Annotated in this window: 25 protein-coding genes and 3 tRNA genes; 14 read left to right on the forward strand and 14 right to left on the reverse strand. The window is 51.9% G+C overall.

Annotated features, from left to right (window positions below):
- Positions 1–304, forward strand: a 304-nt coding sequence (locus tag OGX83_RS02530) for a hypothetical protein (RefSeq protein ID WP_286587285.1), incomplete at its 5' end; no start/stop codon positions are given.
- Here OGX83_RS02530 and OGX83_RS02535 read toward each other — a convergent pair.
- The 8 genes from OGX83_RS02535 to holD all read right to left on the reverse strand — a co-directional run bounded on the left by OGX83_RS02535 (position 294) and on the right by holD (position 6,681).
- Positions 294–1,070 (reverse strand): metal-dependent hydrolase, encoded by a 777-nt coding sequence (locus OGX83_RS02535; protein WP_032942314.1) that lies wholly within the window; start codon positions 1,068–1,070, stop codon positions 294–296. The genes OGX83_RS02530 and OGX83_RS02535 overlap by 11 nt on opposite strands.
- On the reverse strand, positions 1,067–2,140 hold the full coding sequence (locus tag OGX83_RS02540) for a patatin-like phospholipase family protein (protein WP_032942313.1): 1,074 nt from the start codon (positions 2,138–2,140) through the stop codon (positions 1,067–1,069). Before OGX83_RS02540 ends, OGX83_RS02535 begins: the two co-directional genes overlap by 4 nt.
- Before the next feature lie 120 nt (positions 2,141–2,260).
- A complete protein-coding gene (locus tag OGX83_RS02545; RefSeq protein ID WP_003019081.1) occupies positions 2,261–2,422 on the reverse strand; it encodes a DUF1328 domain-containing protein in 162 nt (53 codons plus the stop codon).
- A gap of 127 nt (positions 2,423–2,549) precedes the next feature.
- On the reverse strand, positions 2,550–3,167 hold the full coding sequence (osmY, locus tag OGX83_RS02550; RefSeq protein ID WP_048214994.1) for a molecular chaperone OsmY: 618 nt from the start codon (positions 3,165–3,167) through the stop codon (positions 2,550–2,552).
- 308 nt (positions 3,168–3,475) lie between these two features.
- Complete coding sequence (gene prfC, locus OGX83_RS02555; RefSeq protein ID WP_003829982.1) at positions 3,476–5,065, reverse strand: peptide chain release factor 3; 1,590 nt, start codon at positions 5,063–5,065, stop codon at positions 3,476–3,478.
- 92 nt (positions 5,066–5,157) lie between these two features.
- A complete protein-coding gene (gene yjjG, locus OGX83_RS02560; protein ID WP_008786125.1) occupies positions 5,158–5,838 on the reverse strand; it encodes a pyrimidine 5'-nucleotidase in 681 nt (226 codons plus the stop codon).
- A 14-nt stretch (positions 5,839–5,852) separates the two neighbouring features.
- The gene (rimI, locus tag OGX83_RS02565; RefSeq protein ID WP_003829985.1) at positions 5,853–6,299 is read right to left on the reverse strand and encodes a ribosomal protein S18-alanine N-acetyltransferase; all 447 of its coding nucleotides are present in this window, start codon (positions 6,297–6,299) and stop codon (positions 5,853–5,855) included.
- Complete coding sequence (gene holD, locus OGX83_RS02570; RefSeq protein WP_003829988.1) at positions 6,268–6,681, reverse strand: DNA polymerase III subunit psi; 414 nt, start codon at positions 6,679–6,681, stop codon at positions 6,268–6,270. The genes rimI and holD overlap by 32 nt, the downstream gene beginning before the upstream one ends.
- A gap of 103 nt (positions 6,682–6,784) precedes the next feature.
- Between holD and rsmC the strand changes: the two genes are divergently transcribed.
- From rsmC to OGX83_RS02590, 4 genes are all read left to right on the forward strand, one after another.
- Complete coding sequence (gene rsmC / locus OGX83_RS02575) at positions 6,785–7,816, forward strand: 16S rRNA (guanine(1207)-N(2))-methyltransferase RsmC (RefSeq protein ID WP_286587286.1); 1,032 nt, start codon at positions 6,785–6,787, stop codon at positions 7,814–7,816.
- A 222-nt stretch (positions 7,817–8,038) separates the two neighbouring features.
- Positions 8,039–8,125, forward strand: a tRNA-Leu gene (locus tag OGX83_RS02580).
- Positions 8,126–8,153: 28 nt separating this feature from the next.
- Positions 8,154–8,239 (forward strand) — tRNA-Leu (locus tag OGX83_RS02585).
- A 32-nt stretch (positions 8,240–8,271) separates the two neighbouring features.
- Positions 8,272–8,357, forward strand: a tRNA-Leu gene (locus OGX83_RS02590).
- A 39-nt stretch (positions 8,358–8,396) separates the two neighbouring features.
- On the opposite strand, the gene OGX83_RS02595 is transcribed toward OGX83_RS02590, so the two are convergent.
- Complete coding sequence (locus tag OGX83_RS02595; RefSeq protein WP_003019100.1) at positions 8,397–8,633, reverse strand: DUF1435 domain-containing protein; 237 nt, start codon at positions 8,631–8,633, stop codon at positions 8,397–8,399.
- Positions 8,634–8,888: 255 nt separating this feature from the next.
- Between OGX83_RS02595 and OGX83_RS02600 the strand changes: the two genes are divergently transcribed.
- Together OGX83_RS02600 and fhuF are read left to right on the forward strand one after the other, a co-directional pair.
- Complete coding sequence (locus OGX83_RS02600) at positions 8,889–9,965, forward strand: GGDEF domain-containing protein (protein ID WP_003829994.1); 1,077 nt, start codon at positions 8,889–8,891, stop codon at positions 9,963–9,965.
- 108 nt (positions 9,966–10,073) lie between these two features.
- Complete coding sequence (gene fhuF / locus OGX83_RS02605) at positions 10,074–10,862, forward strand: siderophore-iron reductase FhuF (protein ID WP_032942310.1); 789 nt, start codon at positions 10,074–10,076, stop codon at positions 10,860–10,862.
- Between the two features lie 29 nt (positions 10,863–10,891).
- Here fhuF and OGX83_RS02610 read toward each other — a convergent pair whose 3' ends face one another.
- Together OGX83_RS02610 and OGX83_RS02615 are read right to left on the reverse strand one after the other, a co-directional pair.
- A complete protein-coding gene (locus OGX83_RS02610; RefSeq protein WP_003829998.1) occupies positions 10,892–12,235 on the reverse strand; it encodes a PTS cellobiose transporter subunit IIC in 1,344 nt (447 codons plus the stop codon).
- Complete coding sequence (locus tag OGX83_RS02615; RefSeq protein ID WP_020996240.1) at positions 12,225–12,368, reverse strand: hypothetical protein; 144 nt, start codon at positions 12,366–12,368, stop codon at positions 12,225–12,227. Before OGX83_RS02615 ends, OGX83_RS02610 begins: the two co-directional genes overlap by 11 nt.
- A gap of 235 nt (positions 12,369–12,603) precedes the next feature.
- On the opposite strand from OGX83_RS02615, the gene OGX83_RS02620 reads away from it, so the two are divergent.
- Positions 12,604–13,062, forward strand: coding sequence for a YbaK/EbsC family protein (locus OGX83_RS02620; RefSeq protein ID WP_003830001.1), 459 nt, complete (start codon positions 12,604–12,606; stop codon positions 13,060–13,062).
- A gap of 57 nt (positions 13,063–13,119) precedes the next feature.
- Here the strand turns inward: OGX83_RS02620 and bglJ are convergent, their stop codons facing one another.
- Both bglJ and OGX83_RS02630 read right to left on the reverse strand, forming a co-directional pair.
- A complete protein-coding gene (gene bglJ / locus OGX83_RS02625; protein WP_008786120.1) occupies positions 13,120–13,797 on the reverse strand; it encodes a DNA-binding transcriptional activator BglJ in 678 nt (225 codons plus the stop codon).
- Positions 13,758–14,483 (reverse strand): helix-turn-helix transcriptional regulator, encoded by a 726-nt coding sequence (locus OGX83_RS02630; protein WP_008786119.1) that lies wholly within the window; start codon positions 14,481–14,483, stop codon positions 13,758–13,760. Before OGX83_RS02630 ends, bglJ begins: the two co-directional genes overlap by 40 nt.
- 459 nt (positions 14,484–14,942) lie before the next feature.
- On the opposite strand from OGX83_RS02630, the gene OGX83_RS02635 reads away from it, so the two are divergent.
- From OGX83_RS02635 to opgB, 6 genes are all read left to right on the forward strand, one after another.
- Positions 14,943–15,719 carry a threonine/serine exporter family protein gene (locus tag OGX83_RS02635; RefSeq protein ID WP_003830006.1) on the forward strand — a complete coding sequence of 259 codons (777 nt, stop codon included), beginning with the start codon at positions 14,943–14,945 and terminating at the stop codon, positions 15,717–15,719.
- The gene (locus OGX83_RS02640; protein ID WP_020996241.1) at positions 15,710–16,183 is read left to right on the forward strand and encodes a threonine/serine exporter; all 474 of its coding nucleotides are present in this window, start codon (positions 15,710–15,712) and stop codon (positions 16,181–16,183) included. Before OGX83_RS02635 ends, OGX83_RS02640 begins: the two co-directional genes overlap by 10 nt.
- A 124-nt stretch (positions 16,184–16,307) precedes the next feature.
- The gene (gene dnaT / locus OGX83_RS02645; RefSeq protein ID WP_008786116.1) at positions 16,308–16,847 is read left to right on the forward strand and encodes a primosomal protein DnaT; all 540 of its coding nucleotides are present in this window, start codon (positions 16,308–16,310) and stop codon (positions 16,845–16,847) included.
- A gap of 2 nt (positions 16,848–16,849) precedes the next feature.
- Positions 16,850–17,587 carry a replicative helicase loader DnaC gene (dnaC, locus tag OGX83_RS02650; protein WP_003019133.1) on the forward strand — a complete coding sequence of 246 codons (738 nt, stop codon included), beginning with the start codon at positions 16,850–16,852 and terminating at the stop codon, positions 17,585–17,587.
- A 70-nt stretch (positions 17,588–17,657) separates the two neighbouring features.
- Positions 17,658–18,149, forward strand: a complete 492-nt coding sequence (locus tag OGX83_RS02655; protein ID WP_048236182.1) for a YjjA family protein — start codon at positions 17,658–17,660, stop codon at positions 18,147–18,149.
- Between the two features lie 230 nt (positions 18,150–18,379).
- On the forward strand, positions 18,380–20,671 hold the full coding sequence (opgB, locus tag OGX83_RS02660) for a phosphatidylglycerol--membrane-oligosaccharide glycerophosphotransferase (RefSeq protein ID WP_048236183.1): 2,292 nt from the start codon (positions 18,380–18,382) through the stop codon (positions 20,669–20,671).
- Between the two features lie 105 nt (positions 20,672–20,776).
- Here opgB and OGX83_RS02665 read toward each other — a convergent pair whose 3' ends face one another.
- The gene (locus OGX83_RS02665; protein ID WP_153687645.1) at positions 20,777–22,222 is read right to left on the reverse strand and encodes a tagaturonate reductase; all 1,446 of its coding nucleotides are present in this window, start codon (positions 22,220–22,222) and stop codon (positions 20,777–20,779) included.
- Between the last annotated feature and the right edge of the window lie 4 nt (positions 22,223–22,226).

Here is a 22,226-nt window from a genome sequence, read left to right on the forward strand (position 1 = left end):
CAGAGAGGATAATACAAGGCCGGATAAGGCGTTTACGCTGCCATCCGGCAACACCTTTGCCCGATGGCGCTTTGCTTATCAGGCCTACGAAGCGCACACTTTTGTAGGCCGGATAAGGCGCAGCTGCCATCCGACGAAGTTATGCCTGATGCGCTTCGCTTATCAGGCCTACGGAGCGCATACTTTTGTAGGCCGGATAAGGCGCAGCCGCCATCCGGCAAAAATATGCCTGATGCGCTTTGCTTATCAGGCCTACGAAGCGGACACTTTTGTTGGCTGGGTACGCCATCCAATCACATGTTAAACAACGCCGTGGCATTACGATACAGCGCGTCAGCGATCACGTCCGCAGGTTCCGGGCGCAGTTCGCATAAGACGTCAAAGACTCTGACTACCTGCTCCGGGCGATTGGGCTGCCCCTGAAAGCCGTTGAGCGGCATATCCGGCGCGTCGGTTTCCAGCAACAGCGATTCCAGCGGCAGTTGCGCTATTACCTCGCGGGTTTTACTGGCGCGCGGATAGGTAATAGTGCCTCCCACGCCAATTTTGTATCCCAGTTGCACAAAGCGCTCTGCCTGCTGCACGCTCCCGGAAAAACCATGCACCACGCCAGTTCGTGGCAAAGTATGACGTTTCAGGTGCATCGCCAGCTTGTCATGGGTACGCCGCGAATGCAGGATCACCGGCAATTCATACCGCTTCGCCAGCTTTAGCTGCGCTTCCAGCACCCGCTCTTGCTTATCGAATTGCGGATCGTCCCGATACAGATCCAATCCAATCTCGCCTAGCGCCACCAGCTTTTGTGGGCGCTTATCCAGCTCCTGTCGCAACTGGTCCAGGCTGTCATCGCTATGTTGTTCGATAACAATGGGATGCAGACCAAGCGCGGCAAACAATGGAGGATAATTTTCCGCTAACGCCAGTACGCGGGGAAAATTCGCCGCCTGGGTGGCCGGAACGATAATGCTCTGTACACCAACCTCCACCGCGCGCTGAATGCTGGCAGATTCATCTCCGGTAAACGGCGGGAAATCAAAGTGACAATGCGTATCGATAAAACGATAACTCACGCCAAATCCTCATTATCAAACGTCGTGTCGTTCGCCTGAGGCGCATTGGTCACCACTGGCACATGGGCATCGTTGGCCACCGGCGCGGGAGGAACTACCACCGGTCCCGGCACTACAATCTTCGGCGTCTGACGAGGCAGCGGCGCATTTTTCGCCAACAGTTTGCCAACTGTCGCCAGAAAGTAACGACCGCACAGGCGTCCGGTTTTGTAATCTTCCCGCAGTGCCGGAATACGGCTGCCCAACGCCATGCTATGGAGTGGTTTTGGCGGATAGATCTCAAAAATACGCAGCTTGCCCGGCGGCTTCTCAATAAAGCTCTGGATAGCACGATAGCTGGTCTCATGATGCTGCACCAGATTCAGAAACGGTTGCAGGCTACTTTCACCCAACCAGCGCTCCATACGTTTGAACCACTGCGGGGTGTAGTACATTTGCGAAGGCACAGTGCGAATCACTACCAACGTTTTTGCCCCCTGCTTCGCTGCCTCCTGCACAGGTATGGCATCACTAACTCCTCCATCCAGATAGTTCACACCGTCCAATACAACCCCTGTGCGGTAGAACCCAGGAATCGCGCTGGAGGCTCGAATGAGGTCGAGCCAGTTTTGCCGGTTCGGCGAAAAATAGCCGGGCGTGTAATCATCGCCCCGACAGGCGCACATATAAAACGCTTTCCCTGCGGCAAACAGACGCTCGGCGTTATCCATTGCCAGCGGCATCTGGGACGCAGTCGAATCCACCAGCCAGTCGAGATCGATTAAGTTTCCCCCGCGCACAAAGCGCACCGGGTCAAAAAATTCGCGTCGGGTAGTGTATCGCATAATAACTTTGCGGCCGTAACCGGGCTGGTTACAGAGATAGGCTGAAAGGTTTTGCGCGCCAGCGGACGTCCCGTAGAAGAGCTCAAAAGGATTAAACTGCGCGCGCATGAATTCATCCAGTACGCCAGCGGTAAAGATACCTCTTTGTCCCCCACCCTCGCACACCAGCGCCATATTGCCTGGTTGAAACGGACGTAACGATAACGGCGCAATATTACCGAGCGTGACGGGTATTCTCTGCCCCACCTCTGCCTTCCTGTTGTTTTTGTAATAGAGCAACAAAGTAACGCAAATTGCCTGACGCTAAAACCGTAAAAGCCAGTCCAATGGACTGGCTTAGTAGCAATTTTTCTTTACGGCTATGGGCTAGGGTCGTTTACGCCCGGTAAACAGGCTGACCAAAAACAGAATGATCCCCACCACAAACACAATTTTCGCTGCGCCGGCTGCAGTACCCGCCAGTCCACCAAAACCGAGTGCGGCGGCAATTAACGCGATAACCAGAAATATGATGCCCCATCGAAACATATGCTTCTCCTTTACCATAGTTAATTTCACCGCTTGATATGAGCGCTCAGGCTGCCCATCGGCGATATTTTCAGTGTGGTGCACAACACGCCTCCCGACAAACGTCAGGAGGACGAATTAAGTCTAATTACTGAGTTTTGAGATCGTTTTTGACGCTTTTCACGCCATCAATCGCTTTGGCGATGCTCTCAGCACGATCGCTTTGAGCCTGTGAATCGACGGTGCCTGAAAGTTGCACTACGCCCTCGGTGGTCTCAACTTTCACCTTCCGGGAAGGGACGATATCATCGGCCAGCAGCTTGGCTTTTACCTCACTGGTGATTGCCGTATCGCCCGCATAGCCTTTAACGGAGGTTTCTTTACTATCACGCACGTGCAGTTTGTCGCTAACGGAGGTCACACCCTCAACGCCTTTCGCCACTTTCACCGCTTCTTCGGCCTGTGCCTGGCTTTCAACAAACCCGCTTAGTGTCACCACCTTTTGATCTGTTTTGACGGAAATATCGGTGCTCTTAATGCTTTCGTGGTCCACCAGCGCGGCTTTTACTTTCGCGGTGATGGTGCTGTCATCCATGAAATTACCGACTTTGTTCATAGAGCTATCGACTTTCTGCCCCGCACTTTCGACGCCGGATTGCGCTTTATCCATCGTGGCGTTTTCTGCATAAGCAGAACCCGTTGCAACAGCGGAGGTCAGCATCACGGCCAGCAGCGTTTTAGAAATCTTAAGTCCTGTCATTGTCATCGATGTATTCCTGTATGTTTTGCTAAAAGCTATGCTCTGCCGTTACACGGCCTGAACCAGCAACTAATCTTGTAAGTGGAATAAATATCAGCAATAGACGCTGCAACAGGCAGCCTAAAAAGCATTTAACGCCGATATTTATGTCATCACATTGTTAAATATAGTTCACGATTTCGTGATCGCAGTCAGAATTGATTAAAAAACAGGCAAACAAAAGAAAAACGCGAGGTTTTAAGAACATTCCGCAAGGGATTTAAAAGACAGGAAAAGTTGCAGGACACGGCGGATACCGTGCCCTGGAAGGTCGATTAGTGTTCGCGTGTTTTACGGAACTGAACGTCCGGGTAACGTTCCTGGGTGAGATTCAGGTTAACCATGGTTGGTGCGATATAGGTGAGGTTATCGCCGCCATCCAGCGCCAGCTGAATTTCGTTCTTACGCTTAAATTCTTCGAATTTCTTCACGTCAGAACATTCTACCCAGCGCGCAGTCGCCACGTTGACAGATTCATAAATCGCTTCAACGTTGTACTCGCTCTTCAGACGTGAAACCACCACGTCAAACTGCAGCACACCCACCGCGCCCACGATCAAATCGTTATTGGCGATCGGACGGAATACCTGCACAGCGCCCTCTTCTGACAGTTGAACCAGTCCTTTCAGCAGCTGTTTCTGCTTCAATGGATCCTTCAGGCGAATACGACGGAACAGCTCCGGTGCGAAGTTCGGAATACCGGTGAACTTCATCATTTCGCCCTGGGTAAAGGTATCACCGATCTGGATAGTGCCGTGGTTATGCAGACCGAGAATATCGCCCGGATACGCTTCTTCCACATGAGAACGGTCACCGGCCATAAAGGTGAGTGCGTCGGAGATCACCACGTCTTTACCAATGCGCACCTGGCGCATTTTCATGCCTTTCTCATACTTGCCGGATACCACACGCATGAACGCCACGCGGTCACGGTGTTTCGGGTCCATGTTGGCCTGAATTTTAAACACGAAACCGGTGAACTTCTCTTCTGAGGCTTCGACGACGCGGGTGTCGGTTTTACGCGGCATCGGCGCAGGCGCCCACTCCACTAAGCCGTCCAGCATATGGTCAACGCCGAAGTTACCCAGCGCGGTACCGAAGAAGACCGGGGTGATTTCGCCCGCGAGGAACAGCTCATGGTCGAACTCATTGGACGCGCCCTGCACCAGCTCCAGCTCGTCACGCAGCTGCTGCGCCAGGTCTTCACCCACGGCAGCATCAAGTTCCGGGTTGTTCAGACCTTTAACAACACGCACTTCCTGAATGGTGTGGCCTTTACCGGTCTGATACAGGTAAGTTTCATCTTTATAAAGGTGATAGACACCTTTGAACAACTTACCGCAGCCAATCGGCCAGGTGATTGGCGCACAGCCGATTTTCAGTTCGTTCTCGACTTCATCCAGCAGCTCCATCGGATCGCGGATGTCACGGTCGAGTTTGTTCATAAAGGTCAGGATCGGCGTATCGCGCAGACGGGTAACTTCCATCAGCTTACGGGTACGATCCTCGACGCCTTTTGCGGCATCGATAACCATCAGGCAGCAGTCCACCGCCGTCAGAGTACGATAGGTATCTTCGGAGAAGTCTTCGTGCCCCGGGGTGTCCAGCAGGTTCACCAGGCAGTCATGATACGGAAACTGCATCACAGAGGTGGTAATGGAGATACCACGCTGCTTTTCCATTTCCATCCAGTCAGATTTTGCATGCTGGCTGGAGCCACGGCCTTTTACCGTACCGGCGGTCTGAATGGCCTGTCCGAATAACAGTACCTTTTCAGTAATTGTCGTTTTACCGGCATCCGGGTGAGAAATAATGGCAAAAGTGCGGCGTTTGGCCACCTCTTGCAAATAAGGAGACAACGTCATAGTCAAATCTTCTTAGGTAAGCACGGCAACGGGCCGGGCAAGTTGAATACGAAAAATTGCGGCTATTTTACCCATCAACGGGGGGGAGGCAATCAGTGTTTACACAGGAGCTGCTCCAGTTCGCTTAATGACGCTACGGTCCAGGTCGGCTGAATGCCCGCTGGCTGCTCGCGGTGGTGCGTATTTAGCCAGCAGGTGGATAGCCCGGCGTTAATGCCGCCAAGAATATCGGACTCTGCGGTGTCACCCACCATCAGCACGCGAGAACGGTCAGGATTACCCGCCTGCTCCAGCGCATGGTCAAAAATACGGGGGTCGGGTTTTGCCACCCCAACCTGCTCAGAAATCACCAGCAGGTCGAAATAGTCGCGCAGCCCCGTCCGCTCAAGGCGGATTTGCTGCAACGCGGTAAAGCCGTTAGTAATGATGCCTATTTTCGTTTTATCACGAATCGCATTGAGCAGAGAAACCGCCCCCGGCAACGGTGAGCAGATCTCCGCCATCGCATTGATGAATGCGTCATTAAGCTGGCCCGGTTCAACCTTCAGGCGTTCGGCCCAGCTCTGAAAACGGGCATGCTGCAGTTGTAATGAGGTAATCGCGCCGTTTTGGTAATCCACCCACAGCGGTTTATTCACGGCCTGGTAGTCCTGAAAATCTTCAGCGGTAAAGGTAATGCTATAGTCGAGAAACATCCGCTGTAAGCCGGTAAACGAGTCAAACGTAAACAGCGTTTCGTCGGCATCAAAGAAAATCCAGTCCCACTTCTTCATCATTACACCTTGTCTTACATGCTGATTGGCAACGCCATGATGATGGCGTCTTCGTGACCATCGGCCGTTGGATAGTAGTTGCGACGGATCGTCGCCTCGTTAAAGCCTAAGCTTTCGTACAGCGCGATAGCGGCCGCATTCGAGGCGCGCACTTCAAGCCACAGGGTCAAAATGCCACGCTTTTCCAGCTCATCGATCAGGTGCTCCAGCAGCTCACGCCCCAGGCCCCGGCGCTGAAAGTCAGGATCGACGGCGATATTGAACAACGTCGCTTCATCCAGTACGACCTGCGTAATTGCAAAGGCGGCCATCACGTCGTCAACCCTCAACTGAAAATTGAGGTAGCGATCGCCCTGGTTGCTGGCAAATGTTTTTTCACTCCACGGAAAAGCGTGGGCGCGTTTTTCAATCTGAAATGCTGCGGGTAAATCAGTCGGCTCGAGGGAAGAAATCGTGTTCATATGCGCAGATTTGTTGCCATAACGCGGCGCGTGCCGCTGGGTTTTCCCGTAATTCATTAAACGCAGGACTCTCGACCTGAGCGCCCTCCAGCAGCAGCGGCTCTTCGGTTCCCAGCCGCCAGCTATTACAGCGACTGCCTTGCGGCAGCATGGCGACACGGTCAGGCGTCAGTTGTAAAACCTGATCCGGGCTAACGGTTAATGCACGTAAAATATCGCTGATCAACGGTTCGGTTAGCGCGGGTAACTGTGCAGCAACCATCACCAAACGGACATGCGCAGGAATGGAAATCGCGATCTCGCCCTGCAGTGCGCCAGGACGACGCAACGACCACTGCGTAATGCCCAGTTGCTGTAACTGCCAGTCTCGTCGGGATGTCATAGCGAAACACTCCTGTCTATCAGGGGCGCAAATATAGCAAATTTGTCGAATCCGTGCCATCAAACAACTATAATCCCCCGCTGTACAATTTAAGGAGCATTCCATGTCTGCTTTTACCCCGGCAAGTGAAGTCTTGCTGCGCCACAGTGATGATTTCGAACAAAGCCGTATTCTGTTTGCCGGTGATTTGCAGGATGACCTGCCTGCCCATTTTGAAAGCGCCGCAAGCCGTGCGCACACCCAGCAACTTCACCACTGGCAGGTGCTTAACCGCCAGATGGGCGACAACGTCCGCTTCAACCTCGTCGCGCAGGCCGATGACGTTGCCGATAGCGATACGCTGATCTACTACTGGCCGAAGAATAAGCCGGAAGCCCAGTTCCAGTTGATGAACATTCTGTCGCTGTTACCGGTGGGCACCGATATTTTTGTTGTCGGTGAGAATCGCAGCGGTGTACGTAGCGCAGAGCAGATGCTGGCCGAATACGCACCGTTAAACAAAGTCGACAGCGCACGTCGCTGTGGCCTGTACCACGGTCGTCTGGAAAAACAGCCGGTCTTTGATGCAGAAAAATACTGGGATGAATACCAGACAGAAAATCTGACCATCAAAACGCTGCCGGGCGTCTTCAGCCGTGACGGTCTGGATGTTGGCAGCCAACTGCTGCTCTCCACGCTGACGCCGCACACCAAAGGCAAAGTGCTGGATGTCGGCTGTGGCGCAGGCGTTCTCTCCGTCGCCTTAGCCAGCCACTCGCCGAAAGTGCGCTTAACCCTGTGCGATGTTAGCGCAGCCGCCGTTGAAGCCAGCCGCGCAACGCTTGCAGCTAACGGCATTGAAGGTGACGTCATCGCCAGTAACGTCTTTTCTGACGTGACGGGTCGATTTGATATGATCATCTCCAACCCGCCGTTCCACGACGGAATGCAGACCAGCCTTGATGCCGCACAAACGCTGATTCGTGGCGCAGTGCGTCATCTCAACAGCGGTGGTGAACTGCGTATCGTGGCAAACGCCTTCCTGCCTTATCCGAAGGTTCTGGATGAAGTGTTTGGCTTCCATGAAGTTATCGCGCAGACCGGACGTTTCAAGGTCTATCGCACCGTGATGACGCGCCAGGCGAAAAAAGCCTAACTGCTCCAGGCCAGATAAGGCGTTTACGCCGCCATCCGGCGTGACACCGAGCAACGCCGGATGGCGCTATCGCTTATCCGGCCTACATAAAACGCCAAAAACCGAAGAAACGCCTTTTTTTTCGGCAATCACGTTAAGTTCGAAAATTAACTGTTGACGCCCTGCATAAAATCTCTAGAATTCGCCCCCGTGGTAACGATACTTTTTGAGTGTCGATGGTATGCGAAGGTGGCGGAATTGGTAGACGCGCTAGCTTCAGGTGTTAGTGTCCTTTCGGACGTGGGGGTTCAAGTCCCCCCCCTCGCACCATAATCCACGTTGATATTGCTCGCACTGGGCGAAGGTGGCGGAATTGGTAGACGCGCTAGCTTCAGGTGTTAGTGTCCTTAGGATGTGGGGGTTCGAGTCCCCCCCCTCGCACCAACGAGGCGATATCAAAAAAATAAGATGACTGTGCGAAGGTGGCGGAATTGGTAGACGCGCTAGCTTCAGGTGTTAGTGTCCTTAGGATGTGGGGGTTCGAGTCCCCCCCCTCGCACCAATTATCTTATTTCCCTCTCGATTTCCTTCTCTGTTTTGTTCATCCCTGATTCCAGTTCATCATTACCAAAACAATGCCACCAATCAGTGCCGCGCATGAAGGTAACAAAACAAAGTGCCGTAAACGTTTGTGGTACAGCATGAGCGAAGTCAGCAGTAATCCTAATACAATCATCACCTTCCATACGTAGACCGACAGGTCGCTATATGCCATCCCGGCAATCAGCATTCCCGGCAGCAGAACACCCCATCCACTGCCCAGCGTACGTTGCAACATGATTTCACCTATGACATTGATAATGATAACCAATATCATATGATAAAATTTCTCATTTGTCAGCCGTGAAGCACTATCAATTATATGAGTTTTACTTAACGATTGATGACATGAATAATCCAAGGTGATAAATTGCTCAGCGGTTAGCTCTTCAACTAAAAACAATAAAAACCTCTGCGAATGATACCCCGTTCGTTATTTGTTTTATTTACCAACACACCTTCGTACATTGCAGATAACTAACAATATTTACCTATGACAGTACAATCCTGGCGAACTCTGCGCACAAAAAAATACCAACTCTCTTTACGACTGTTTCTACTGCTCAACGCAGTCTCCGCGCTGTTTACGCTTTTTTTCCCACTGTTTGCGGTCAAAGCCTTATCAGTACCGGCGTTGCTGATGCTGGTGATGAGTACACTGCTGCTGGTATGGCATGGGAAATACGCGGATAAAAGAATTAATCTCCCTTTTATTTCAATCGTTTTTGGCTTGTTATGGGCGTTACATATATTCTTGAAATATAACGCTCTAGGTCAGAATGATTATTATTTCCTGTTAATAGCGCTGCTCAGCGTACTGTTTATTGGCTCTATCGCTTTTGCCAATAATATCATCGCGTTTACGCTCCACTCACTCCCCTCCGTCGCCGTTTGTTTATGGCTTAACGGCAGCGAACATGGTTTGCGGATTTTCTATTTTATGGCGCTGCCTATGGCCGGTATCGCCATCCAGCATGTGATACAAAAGCGCTACGATGGATTCGCTCAGCAACTGATGTACAAACTGCTGGAGGAAAGGGAAACCCTGAACGGGCTCAGCATGCTCGACCCGCTAACCGGTTTGTATAATCGCCGGGGGCTGCAACACCGGCTCGATACGCTGTTGGCTCTGAGTAATTCGAGGCACTTCGTTCTGCTGCTGGATATCGACCATTTCAAATCCTATAACGATCATTACGGACATATGATGGGCGACCAGGCGTTGATCCGTGTTTCTGCCGCCATCCGAGACTCCGTACGCTCCCGGGACGTGGTGGCGCGTTTTGGCGGTGAAGAATTTATGATTTTGCTGACTGCGGTCGATCCACAGCAGGCCCAGGCTGCCGCCGAACGTATCCGCCAGAAAGTGTACGACCTTAAAATCCCTCACATGTTTAATGAGAGCGTGGCAACCAACGTAACCGTCAGTATCGGCATTGCACCTCTGGTAGAACAGGATATTGATGCTGCTATCGCCAAAGCGGATAAAGCCCTTTACGAGGCCAAGAATCTTGGGCGTAACAATACCCTGGTCAGCGATGAGCTGCGGGTAAACTGCCCCTCTACCTGAGCTTTCTGTGCGCTGCCGCTCGGGATGGCGACAAAGATCTTGCCATCGCTCAATGTCAATTATAGGATTAGCAATCATTATCATTAAGATTAACATCCTTATATCGACATGGCTTATCGTTCCGCACCGATCGTTGAAGATGTCATCTGGCGTAGCCATCTCCCCTCAGAGATGCCCTCGCTGGCTGCTGCCGTACGCGCAACGATAGCCAAAACTCGCGAGCACCTGCTGGACTTCATTCGTCTTGACGAAACGCCTGTACCAGGTGCAATGACGCTGCATGAATGGACGCAACCGGCGACGCTTAGCTCGCTGCTGGCCGTTTATTCAGACCATATCTATCGCAACCAACCCACGCTACCCCGCGAAAATAAGCCCCTGATTTCTCTTTGGGCGCAATGGTATATCGGCCTGATGATGCCTCCGTTAATGGTGGCCCTACTGACGCAAAAAGAGGCTATCGACGTCTCTCCTGAACATATGCGCGTAGAGTTTCACGAAACGGGCCGTGCGGCCTGCTTCTGGATCGACGTCCATCAGGATCACCAGGCAACAGCTCTGTCCCCTCAACAACGCATGGAAACGCTGATTCTCTCAGCGCTGACGCCGGTTGTGCAGGCGCTGGAAGCGACGGGCGAGATCAACGCGAAGCTTATCTGGAGCAACACCGGATATTTAATTCACTGGTATTTAACGGAAATGAAGCCGTTGCTAGGTGAGGAACTGCTGACCACGCTGCGCCAGACCTGCTTTTTTGAGAAACAACTCTCCTGCGGTCAGGATAACCCTCTGTGGCGAACCGTTGTTCCGCGCGAGGGGCTGTTAGTACGCAGAACCTGCTGCCAACGCTATCGCCTGCCTGACGTTCAGCAATGCGGAGACTGCACGCTGAAGTAAGCGAGGAGCCGTAGCCCCTCGCCAGATATTTATGCAACCTGCTGGTTTTCCTCTTCCATACGCTGCGCTTCTTCTTTTTCCTGCGCCAATAGCTGCTTTTCGTAGACCTTAAAGAATGGGAAGTAGATAACGGCCGACACCAGCGCCAACAGCACCACCAGAATAGCCGCACGATAATCCCAGCCTAATGCCCATGCCGCGCCAACCGGTGCCGGTGCTGTCCAGGGAACCACTGAAATGACCCGCCCAATTAAATCCAGTTTCATCGCCGCCCAGGCCAGTACCGCATTCACCATTGGGGCCAGCAGGAAGGGGATAAAAAACACCGGGTTCATGACAATCGGCGTACCAAAAATCACCGGTTCGTTAATATTAAAAATGCTGGGGACTACGCTCAGACGCCCAATCGAGCGTAGATGAGCCGAACGACTACGCAGATAGCAAATCACCAACCCCATCGTTGCACCTGACCCTCCGACCACAATAAAGAACGTCCAGAACGCTTCCATAAAGATATGCGGTAACGGCGCGCCCTGCGCCAGCGCCGACTGGTTCATCCCAAGATTAGTTAGCCAGAACATTTGCAGCATTCCCGACACAATTGCCGCGCCGTGAATACCCGCAAACCACAATAGATGTCCAATCAATACCGCCAGAAGTATCGCCGGGAGAGAATCTGCAGCCGACACCAGTGGTTTAAAGATGGCCATAATGGCCTGAGGGATCAGCATGTCAAACTGCGACTGTATCACCAGACTCAGCGGGTACAGCGTCAGTACTACCACCAGCACCGGGATCAGCAGATCGAAAGAGTTTTTGATCATCGGCGGCACCTGATCGGGTAAACGGATGCCGATGTTGTGCGCCTTCAGGAAGCGCATCATTTCAACACAGTAAATGGCCACCAGGATGGCGGTGAAAATCCCCGTTCCTCCCAGGCTATCAACCGGCATTGTGCCTTTGGTTTTTGGCGCGGCAATCAGCAAAAAAGCCATGATTGATAGCATCGCACACATAAACGGATCTAACTGATGCGACTTCACATAGTGCTTGCCCAGGTTATAAGCAATAGCCGCACATATGTAGACCGACATAATCCCCATCGTCATATCAAACGGTGTGAGGATTTGGCCTTCAAACTGTTTTGCCAGATCCAGCCACGCGCGGGCGAATCCCCAGGTGGTATCCGGAGAAAACGGCGGATAGGCAAAAACCAGCAGAAAAGAGCCTACAATCATAAAAGGCATCGCCGAAATAAAACCGTCGCGAATGGCCATTACATGTCGTTGCGAAGAGATGCGCCCGGCAACAGGGCTGACGTAATTTTCAACAAAGCGGAAAATCACGTTAAACACAGCATGGTTAGTAGACATAGCCGTTCTCCCGTTGTGCAAAACCCTGCAACCGTGCTGGCATCAACACCGCCACCACGTAAAGCCCATTACCACTTTTCGCAACCGTGCCGGGAGGAACACCAGCGCTACCGCTTTTCGAGTTAAGTTTCATAGATGGCTCTTATTATGTGATACAGAGGAAGTGACAACTTCAGTATTAATCGTCATTTCAGCATTCTGCAACCGGTTACTGTAACCGGTTTCTTTGATTGTGAAGACGATCGAAAAACTGCTAATGTTGCTATGTTGTTACAATAAAATATTTACAGTGTGGTTGCCCCTATGACAAATTACATCCTGCAGTTTTCTGCTGTGCAGGGCTATCTGTAAGCGATAGGGAGAGAAGAATGAGTTTGCAATCAGTACGCCAATTCCTGGCGCAACATGCACCAGATATCGAGATCATCGAATTAAACCAGAGCACAGCAACCGTTGATCTGGCAGCAAAAGCCCATAACGTTGAACCTGGCCAAATAGCTAAAACACTTTCACTAAAGGTGAAGAACGATATCATCCTGGTCGTGGCAAAAGGCGATGCCCGACTGGATAATAAAAAGCTAAAGAGTACGTTCGGCGCCAAAGCCCGAATGTTAAGTAGTGATGAGGTCGTGAACGCGACGGGGCACCCCGTTGGCGGCGTTTGCCCCTTCGGATTAGAAACACCGATATCAGTGTACTGTGATGTTTCTCTGAAACACTACGCTGAAGTGCTGCCTGCCGCAGGTGCCATCCACAGCGCAGTTCGCATCACGCCTGAAAGGATGGCTGAACTGACTTCTGCCACCTGGGTTGACGTGTGTCAGTAATGTTCCACGCACTAAACCGGCGACCAAGCCCGGCAAGAAACACGTCAACGTTGCCCGTCACGAAACCGCCTGCATAAAAGGCGCTGGCTCGCCAGCACGCAGATACAGCAGGATGTCGGCGGCATCCAGTAACCCGGCATCCGAGCTGACCCCCAGTTTGGACATCACATTGAATTTGTGTGCCCGAATGGTTTTGATGTTCCGTTCAAGCTGAACAGCAATCTGTGGCATCGAATAACCATTCGACATAAAGCGCAGTATTTCTCGTTCTGTCGGGCTGAGCATACGGCTTTGATTAATATACCAATGGTTTTTCGTGCCTTCGGTTCCCCGGCCAGGGCTGCTTAACGCCGTAAATAACGCGTCCTGCAACACCGTTAACGAAGAAGCTTTACTCACAACGCCATCTAACGGCAAGGGGGACAGGGAACCAATTAAACGCGCTTCAGCGTCATCATCGGCAATCACCACACGGCGAATCCGCGGATAATTTATCGCCAGCTCCGTTAAATAGGTCAACCCTGCTCTTCGATCGGTTCTGATTGCAGAGAGGGAAAAAATAACTGCCGAAAACGACATCTTTAACATTGCCTGGCTAAAAGCGGGCTGGTTTGAAAAGAGATGAAGTTTATATTGGTCATCCGGCATGGTATTAAATAAACTCTTAATACCCACGCTGCTCATCGTGCACTTTTCTACCAGTGCAACGTTTCTTTTGATGATTCTGCTTTCCATTCCGTGGTTTCTCCATAAACTGAAGGTAAATTAAGTTCTCGCGATCCTTGAGAACTATTTATCCAGGCATACATTTCTGCATTGCTATTTATCGACAAGCGACGCATAGCGCTATTCTTTTGGGCACTGATTGTTTTATTGCTTTTTTTCAGCAACGCCGCAATCTGGTTAATCCCCCATCCTTTCCCAAGGAGGCGCAATACTTTTCTTTCAGAGAGAGTGAGAACGATAGATCGTGCGCTATGGTCTAACAATTGCGGCATAGCAGGCGGAGAGAGCAGCGCCTTGCTTATCCTCTCTGCTCGTGTATTTCCCGCGTGAATGACATTCACTAAACTTTCAATCGGCTCGGCGTCAGAGAGCAGCGAGCTGACAGGACACATCAGTAGTTCAACCGCCAGAGGATAAAAGATACGAGATACGAGAAATACCCAGTGAATATCACGGTATTGAGATAATAAAGAATAATATTGTTCGCAAACTGCACGTGGATGATTGCAGTCTCCGGTTAAATCAGCAATTACCAAATCAGCACACCGTAGCTGTAATAACGTCAGTTCTTCAACAGAACGACAGTAGGTAAGTTCGTAATCGGAGAACTTTCCCTGCATTATACCTTTAAGCCCAGTTTGTATAATCGGTGATTTACTAATAATAATTGCGTTTTTGCAGCGTCCTGGCAACATATCCCCTCCACACTCACCAGTCCGCAATCGTACTTAATTAAATTCTCCCGGGTGGATTAATAATCTTAACTCACAGGAAAATACTCCGAACAATAAGCGGGGTGAATTGTTATCCTTGGTATTTATTTCAAAAAGTATTGACGGCACCATCCAAATAGTGCCAAATTCTAAGCTATTATTGCACAATTACGTATAAATACATTATCTGTACAATTATAATAACTACAATAGATCGTTAGCATGGCTTACGTATTTGCCATCCGGGAAAATAACGCTACATTTCAATCATGTCTCCCCCCTCGTAACTTAGCGAACGGGAGCGTTAAGATGCCACAACCGTATCACCTGTGTCTTTTTTCGACACAAAGATTGATCTTAGCCAGAGCCAGCGGGCTCACGCTTCATGATAAAAAGAAGACATTCGTCACTCAAAGAGATCCTTTTCAGTCAGAGCGAGCCATGCAAACAGAGCAGTCGTCACAGCGAACGGTTACACGGTTATGTATTCAATGCGGACTTTTTTTACTTCAGCATGGGGCAGAAAGCGCTCTGGTTGACGAGTTATCCACCCGCCTCGGGCTGGCACTTGGCATGGATAGCGTAGAAAGCGCCATCTCCTCTAACGCTATCGTCCTGACCACTATTAAAGACGGGCAATGCCTGACATCAACGCGAAAAAATCAGGATCGCGGCATTAATATGCACGTCGTGACGGAAGTGCAGCACATTGTCATTTTGGCGGAACATAAACTGCTGGATATTAAAGGGGTAGAGAAACGCTTTAGCCAGATTAAGCCGCTACGCTATCCAAGATGGCTGGTCGCCTTCATGGTCGGCTTGTCCTGCGCCTGCTTTTGTAAGCTCAATAACGGCGGATGGGATGGTGCGGTGATCACCTTTTTCGCCAGCATGGTGGCAATGTATATCCGCCAGATTCTGGCGTCCCGGCATTTGCACCCGCAAATTAACTTTTGCATCACCGCGTTTGTGGCGACAACGATTTCTGGTCTGCTGCTGACGCTACCGACGTTTAACCACACCCCGACCATCGCCATGGCCGCCAGCGTGCTGCTGCTGGTTCCGGGCTTTCCGCTGATCAACTCCGTCGCGGATATGTTTAAGGGACACATTAATACCGGGCTCGCCCGCTGGGCGATTGCCAGTTTGCTTACACTGGCGACCTGCATTGGCGTAGTCATGTCGATGACCTTATGGGGGCTGCGCGGATGGGCGTGATCGATTTCATATTGGCGTTAATGCAGGACATGATCCTGTCGGCGATCCCGGCGGTAGGCTTTGCCATGGTATTTAATGTCCCTCATCGGGCGCTCCCCTGGTGTGCGTTACTCGGCGCGCTCGGCCACGGTTCGCGAATGGTAATGATGAGCGCAGGGTTTAATATCGAATGGTCGACCTTTATGGCATCGTTGCTGGTCGGCTGCATTGGGATCCAGTGGTCGCGTTGGTATCTGGCACATCCGAAAGTCTTTACCGTTGCGGCAGTGATCCCGATGTTCCCTGGGATCTCCGCCTACACCGCCATGATCTCGGCGGTAAAAATCGGTCATTTTGGCTACAGCGAAGCGCTGATGATCACCCTGCTGACCAATTTCCTGAAAGCCTCATCGATCGTCGGCGCGCTCTCCATCGGACTATCCGTGCCAGGGTTATGGCTGTATCGCAAACGCCCGCGCGTTTGACGGTGCACTTTCTTTAATGCCCTGCAGAGAGGGGAATCTCCCCCTCATCTGCTGCTCTCCTTCTTCTCTGTGTTACTATAAAAGCAGTCCCCTTCTCGGTTGTTGTTCAGTATTGAGAAACATTATGCCCTGCAAAATTTTGACGCCAGACGTCACTAGCATTGACGCCTTACTACACGATCACCACGCCGTGCTGGCCAAGTCTGCGGGTGGCGCCGTAGCCGTATTCGCTAACAATGCGCCAGCGTTTTACGCGGTGACGCCTGCGAGACTGGCTGAGCTGTTGGCGCTTGAGGAGAAACTGTCACGCCCGGGAAGCGATGTGACATTAGATGATCAATTTTATGAAGAGCCGCAAGCCGCTCCCGTTGCCGTACCAATGGGGAAATTTGCGATGTACGCTGCCTGGCAGCCTGATGCCGATTTTCAGCGTCAGGCTGCTTTATGGGGCGTAGCGTTGAGAGAGCCGGTTACTGCTGAAGAGCTGGCCTCATTTGTTGCCTACTGGCAGGCTGAAGGAAAAGTCTTTCACCATATTCAGTGGCAGCAAAAACTGGCGCGCAGCATTCAGATTGGAAGGGCCAGCAATGGCGGAATGCCAAAGCGCGATGTGAACAGCGTCAGTGAACCTGACAGCCACATTCCACCGGGTTTTAGAGGATAACGATGAAAAACGTTGGCGACCTGATGAAACGTCTGCAAAAAATGATGCCACCTAATGTCGAGCCCGCCTTTAAAACGGGCGAAGAACTGCTGGCATGGCAAAAAGAGCAAGGTGAAATTCGTGCCGCAGCGCTGGCCCGCGAAAACCGGGCTATGAAAATGCAGCGCACATTCAACCGTTCCGGTATCCGTCCGCTGCATCAGAACTGTTCGTTCGAAAACTATCGGGTAGAGTGCGAAGGTCAGATGAACGCCCTGAGCAAAGCCCGCCAGTATGTTGAAGAGTTTGACGGCAACATCGCCAGCTTTATCTTCTCCGGCAAACCCGGCACCGGCAAAAACCATTTAGCCGCCGCCATCTGCAACGAACTGCTGCTGCGCGGCAAGTCGGTGTTGATCATTACCGTGGCCGATATCATGTCGGCGATGAAAGAAACGTTCAGTAATCGTGAAACCAGCGAAGAACAGCTGCTCAACGATCTGAGCAATGTGGATCTGCTGGTGATCGACGAGATCGGCATGCAGACCGAATCCCGCTATGAAAAAGTGATCATTAATCAGATTGTCGATCGCCGTTCGTCCTCAAAACGTCCGACCGGTATGTTAACTAACAGCAATATGGATGAAATGAACAAGCTGCTGGGTGAGCGCGTGATGGATCGTATGCGCCTTGGCAACAGTCTGTGGGTCATTTTTAACTGGGAAAGCTACCGTAGTCGGGTAACCGGTAAAGAGTATTAACGTATTAGGACCACTCCTAAGACTGCCAGCGCTATACTGCGCTGAAAAGGCATAACACGAGTTGCATATAATGATGAAAACTACCAAACGTCTGCTGTGCTGTGCGCTTGCCGCCAGCACGCTCATCTCCACCAGCGTTTTCGCCGCCTCCTGGCAGGATTCGCTCTCCAGCGCGGCCAGTGAGCTGAGCAAACAAAGCTCCGGCTCGCAAAGCAGCTCGTCGCTCTCTTCCCTGACCAGCCTGCTGAACGGCAGCAATCAGTCTTTGACCTCCAGCAGCATGAATAACGTCGCCGGGATCCTGGAATACTGCGCTAAACAGAAACTGGCCTCGGTCACCGACGCGCAAAACGTCAAAAACCAGGTGCTGGATAAACTGGGACTCAGCGCGCCAGAGCAGAAACAAGATACCAACTATATGGACGGTATTCAGGGTCTGCTCAACGCCAAAGATGGTCAACAGCTGAACCTGAGCACGATCGGTAACAGCTCACTGGCACAGCAGGTAAAAACCAAGGCTTGCGATCTGGTGTTAAAACAGGGCATGAACTTCATTTCCTGACGCACGACATGCCGCGTATAACCTGCGCGGCATCTATTTATTTTCGACAATACATTCACATTCCAAATAAACAGTATTTCTCCACAAAAACGCGCATATCTAAACCAATTCTGAATAACAACGTAATTTAATGTCACTACAATTGCAGCAATGTAACAACGCTATTACATTGTTCTCTCACCAAATGATTAGCCTGCCAGGCAATTGCCCGGTTTACTGAGGATCGACCGTTGTCAGAATTAATCTCCATCACTCTGTTTCTCGCTTCAGTGCTGATTTATGCCTGGAAAGCGGGTCGCAACACCTGGTGGTTTGCCGCCACGTTAACGGTGCTGGGGATTTTTATTGTCTTGAATATCACGCTTTATGCCAGTGACTATTTCACCGGCGACGGGATCAATGACGCGGTTCTCTATACGCTGACCAACAGCCTGACCGGCGCAGGCATCGGCAAATATATCCTGCCGGGCGTTGGGATCGCGCTGGCGCTGACTACCGTTTTTGTCGCTCTCGGCTGGATCCTACGCCGCCGTCGCCATCATCCACATCATGTGGGTTACAGTCTGCTGGCCCTGCTGCTGGCGCTGGCCTCCGTTGACGCCAGCCCGGCGTTTCACCAGATAACCGAACTGGTGAAGTCGCAGTCACGCGATGGCGACCCGGATTTCCCGACGTATTATAAAGAGCCATCGAAAACCATTCCCAATCCGAAGCTGAACCTGGTGTATATCTACGGTGAGAGCCTCGAACGCACCTATTTTAATAACGACGCGTTCCCGGATCTGACCCCGGAACTCGGCGCGTTGAAAAACGAAGGTCTGGATTTCAGCAATACCATGCAGCTGCCGGGTACGGATTACACCATCGCGGGCATGGTCGCCTCCCAGTGCGGTATTCCGCTGTTTGCGCCGTTTGAAGGCAACGCCTCTGCGTCGGTTTCAAGTTTCTTCCCTAACAATATTTGTCTGGGCGATATCCTGAAAAACTCCGGCTATCAGAACTACTTTGTGCAGGGTGCCAACCTGCGCTTTGCTGGCAAAGACGTGTTCCTGAAATCTCACGGCTTTGACCATCTGTATGGTGCGGAAGAGTTAAAAAGCGTGGTAGCGGACCCGACCTATCGTAACGACTGGGGCTTCTACGACGATACCGTGCTGGACGAAGCGTGGAAAAAATTCGAAGAGCTTTCGCGCTCGGGCCAGCGTTTTTCACTGTTTACCCTGACCGTGGATACCCATCATCCGGATGGATTTATCTCCCGTAGCTGCAACCGTAAACGTTATGACATCGACGGGAAGGCCAACCAATCGTTCAGCGCGGTCAGCTGCAGCCAGGAAAACATTGCCGAATTTATCAATAAAATCAAAGCATCGCCGTGGTTTAAAGATACCGTTATCGTGGTGTCTTCCGATCATCTGGCGATGAACAACACCGCATGGAAGTATCTGAACAAGCAGGACCGCAACAACCTGTTCTTCGTACTGCGCAGCGATCAACCGCAACAGGACACGCTGGCGGTAAAGCGTAACACGATGGATAACGGCGCAACGGTACTGGATATTCTCGGCGGCGATAACTTTATCGGCCTTGGCCGCAGCAGCTTGTCGAGCGAATCCGTCTCGGAAGTGTTCCTGAACATCAAAGAAAAAATGCTGGCGTGGAAGCCCGATATCATTCGCCTGTGGAATTTCCCGAAAGAGATGAAAGAGTTCACCGTCGACCAGGACAAAAATATGATCTCTTTCTCCGGCAGTCATTTCCGCCTGCCGCTGCTGCTGCGCGTATCGGACAAACGCGTCGAGCCGCTGCCGGAAAGCGAATACTCGGCCCCGCTGCGCTTCCAACTGGCAGATTTCGCCCCACGCGATAACTTCGTCTGGGTCGATCGCTGCTACAAAATGGCGCAACTGTGGGCGCCGGAGCTGGCACTCTCTACCGATTGGTGCGTATCACAGGGGCAACTGGGCGGACAACAAATCGTACAGCACGTCGATAAAGCCAAGTGGAAAAGTAAAACCGTATTTAAAGACACGGTGATCGACATGGAGCGCTATAAAGGTAACGTCGATACGCTGAAAATTGTCGATAACGACATTCGCTACAAAGCAGATAGCTTCGTTTTCAACGTGGCGGGCGCGCCGGAAGAGGTCAAACAGTTTAGCGGCATTTCACGCCCCGAATCCTGGGGACGCTGGTCCAATGCGCAGCTCAGCGAAGAAGTAACGATTGAGTACAAAGCCCCGCTACCGAAGAAATTCGATCTGGTCATTACCGCGAAAGCCTTCGGTGACAATGCCAATCGTCCGATCCCCGTGCGCGTTGGCAACGAGGAGCAGACGCTGGTGTTAGGCCATGACGTCAGCACCACCACCTTACATTTTGATAACCCGGCGGATGCCGATACGCTGGTAATTGTTCCACCCGATCCGGTCGCCACCAACGAGGGCAATATTCTCGGTCACTCACCGCGTAAGCTGGGGATCGGGATGGTTGAAATCAAAGTCGTGGCTCAGGGTTCGTAACATGAAAGGCCTGATAGCGCTTTGCCTATCAGGCCTATCGTAAACCGAATGTATTGTCTGAAAAAAAACAGCGCCCAACACCACACCGGGCGCTGCATGGCAACCTTATTCCAGACCGTTCACCGCCTGGCGCATACCCTGCACCAGAATCATCTCCAGATTGGCCGTCACCTGCCCGGCAAGGCCAGGTAGCAACGTCAAATCCTCTCCCCAGTGTGCCGCATCGCCAAGCACGGCATCCACCAGTTCACGCAACGTTAAATCGTTGCCAACTCGCGGCCACAGGCTGGCATAGAGGCTTACCCACTGCTCATCATCCTGTATCGGATAGCGTTCCCCGTCGCGCTCTGCACGATAAAACGCCAGCAGCGCAGCGAGGGCAAACGTTAACCGCACGGGCCAGCGCCCATTGTGCTGACCCGCCAGCAGCTGCGGCAAAATTCGGGTGCGGAATTTGGTCATCCCGTTAAGCGCAATGGAAAGCAACTGGTGGCGAATGTAGGGGTTCTGAAAACGCCCGCTCACCGCATCGGCAAATTCACGCAATTCGTCCGCTGGGAGATCCAACACCGGAATAATCTCCTCACTAATCGCCCGCTCGACAAAGCGGCGGACATCAGCATCCTGCATCGCCTCGCCAACGGTCTCCAGCCCGCACAGCCACGCGACCGGCACCAGAGCCGTATGCGCACCATTGAGGATAGCGACCTTGCGCTCTTTGTACGGTTTGATATCGCTCACCACACGGATATTCAGCGGACACTGCGCCAGCTTCAGCTCCTCTGCCAGCCACTGCGGCCCCTGGATCACAAACAGGTAAAAATGCTCCGCGGTATCGAGAAACGCATCGTGATAGCCAAGCGTCGCTTCCAGCGTAGCGGCTTCTTCGCGCGGGTAGCCGGTGACAATACGGTCAACCAGCGTGGAACAGAACGTGTTTGCCGTCTCCACCCAGTCGGCAAATGCCGGAGGAAGCTGCCACTCCTGCGCATAGCGCAGCACCAGGGTTTTGAGCGCCTCACCGTTATAGTCGATAAGCTCGCAGGGGATAATTACCCAGCCCTTATCCACCGCGCCCGCAAAGTGGTTAAAACGCTCCAGCAGCAGGCGTGTCAGCTTGGCCGGAAAACTCACCGGCGGCTCATCATCCACACGGTCAGCTGCGTGATAGCTAATTCCGGCTTCGGTGGTATTCGAAAACAGAAAACGGATGTCTGCATTGTGCGCCAGCGCCAGATACGCCGCGAAATCCTGATACGGATTGATTTCGTTATTCACCGAGCGGATAAGCCGTGCCTCACTCACGGCCTCACCCTGCTCGTTTAGCCCGCGAATAAGCGTGGTATAAAGCCCGTCCTGGGTATTCAGCGACGGCGGAAAATCGGTATTGATCGGGCGAACGATGGTCACACCAGCGTTCAGATCGGTTTGCTCGTTGAGGATATCCAGTTGCCAGTCAACAAACGCCCGCAGGAAGTTACCTTCACCAAACTGGATCACGCGCGTTGGGTAGCAGGCCCCCGGAAAATCACGTCGATTCAATGTCTTCATCGCA

This window comes from Citrobacter sp. Cpo074, from assembly GCF_030332745.1.
GTDB lineage: Bacteria > Pseudomonadota > Gammaproteobacteria > Enterobacterales > Enterobacteriaceae > Citrobacter > Citrobacter portucalensis.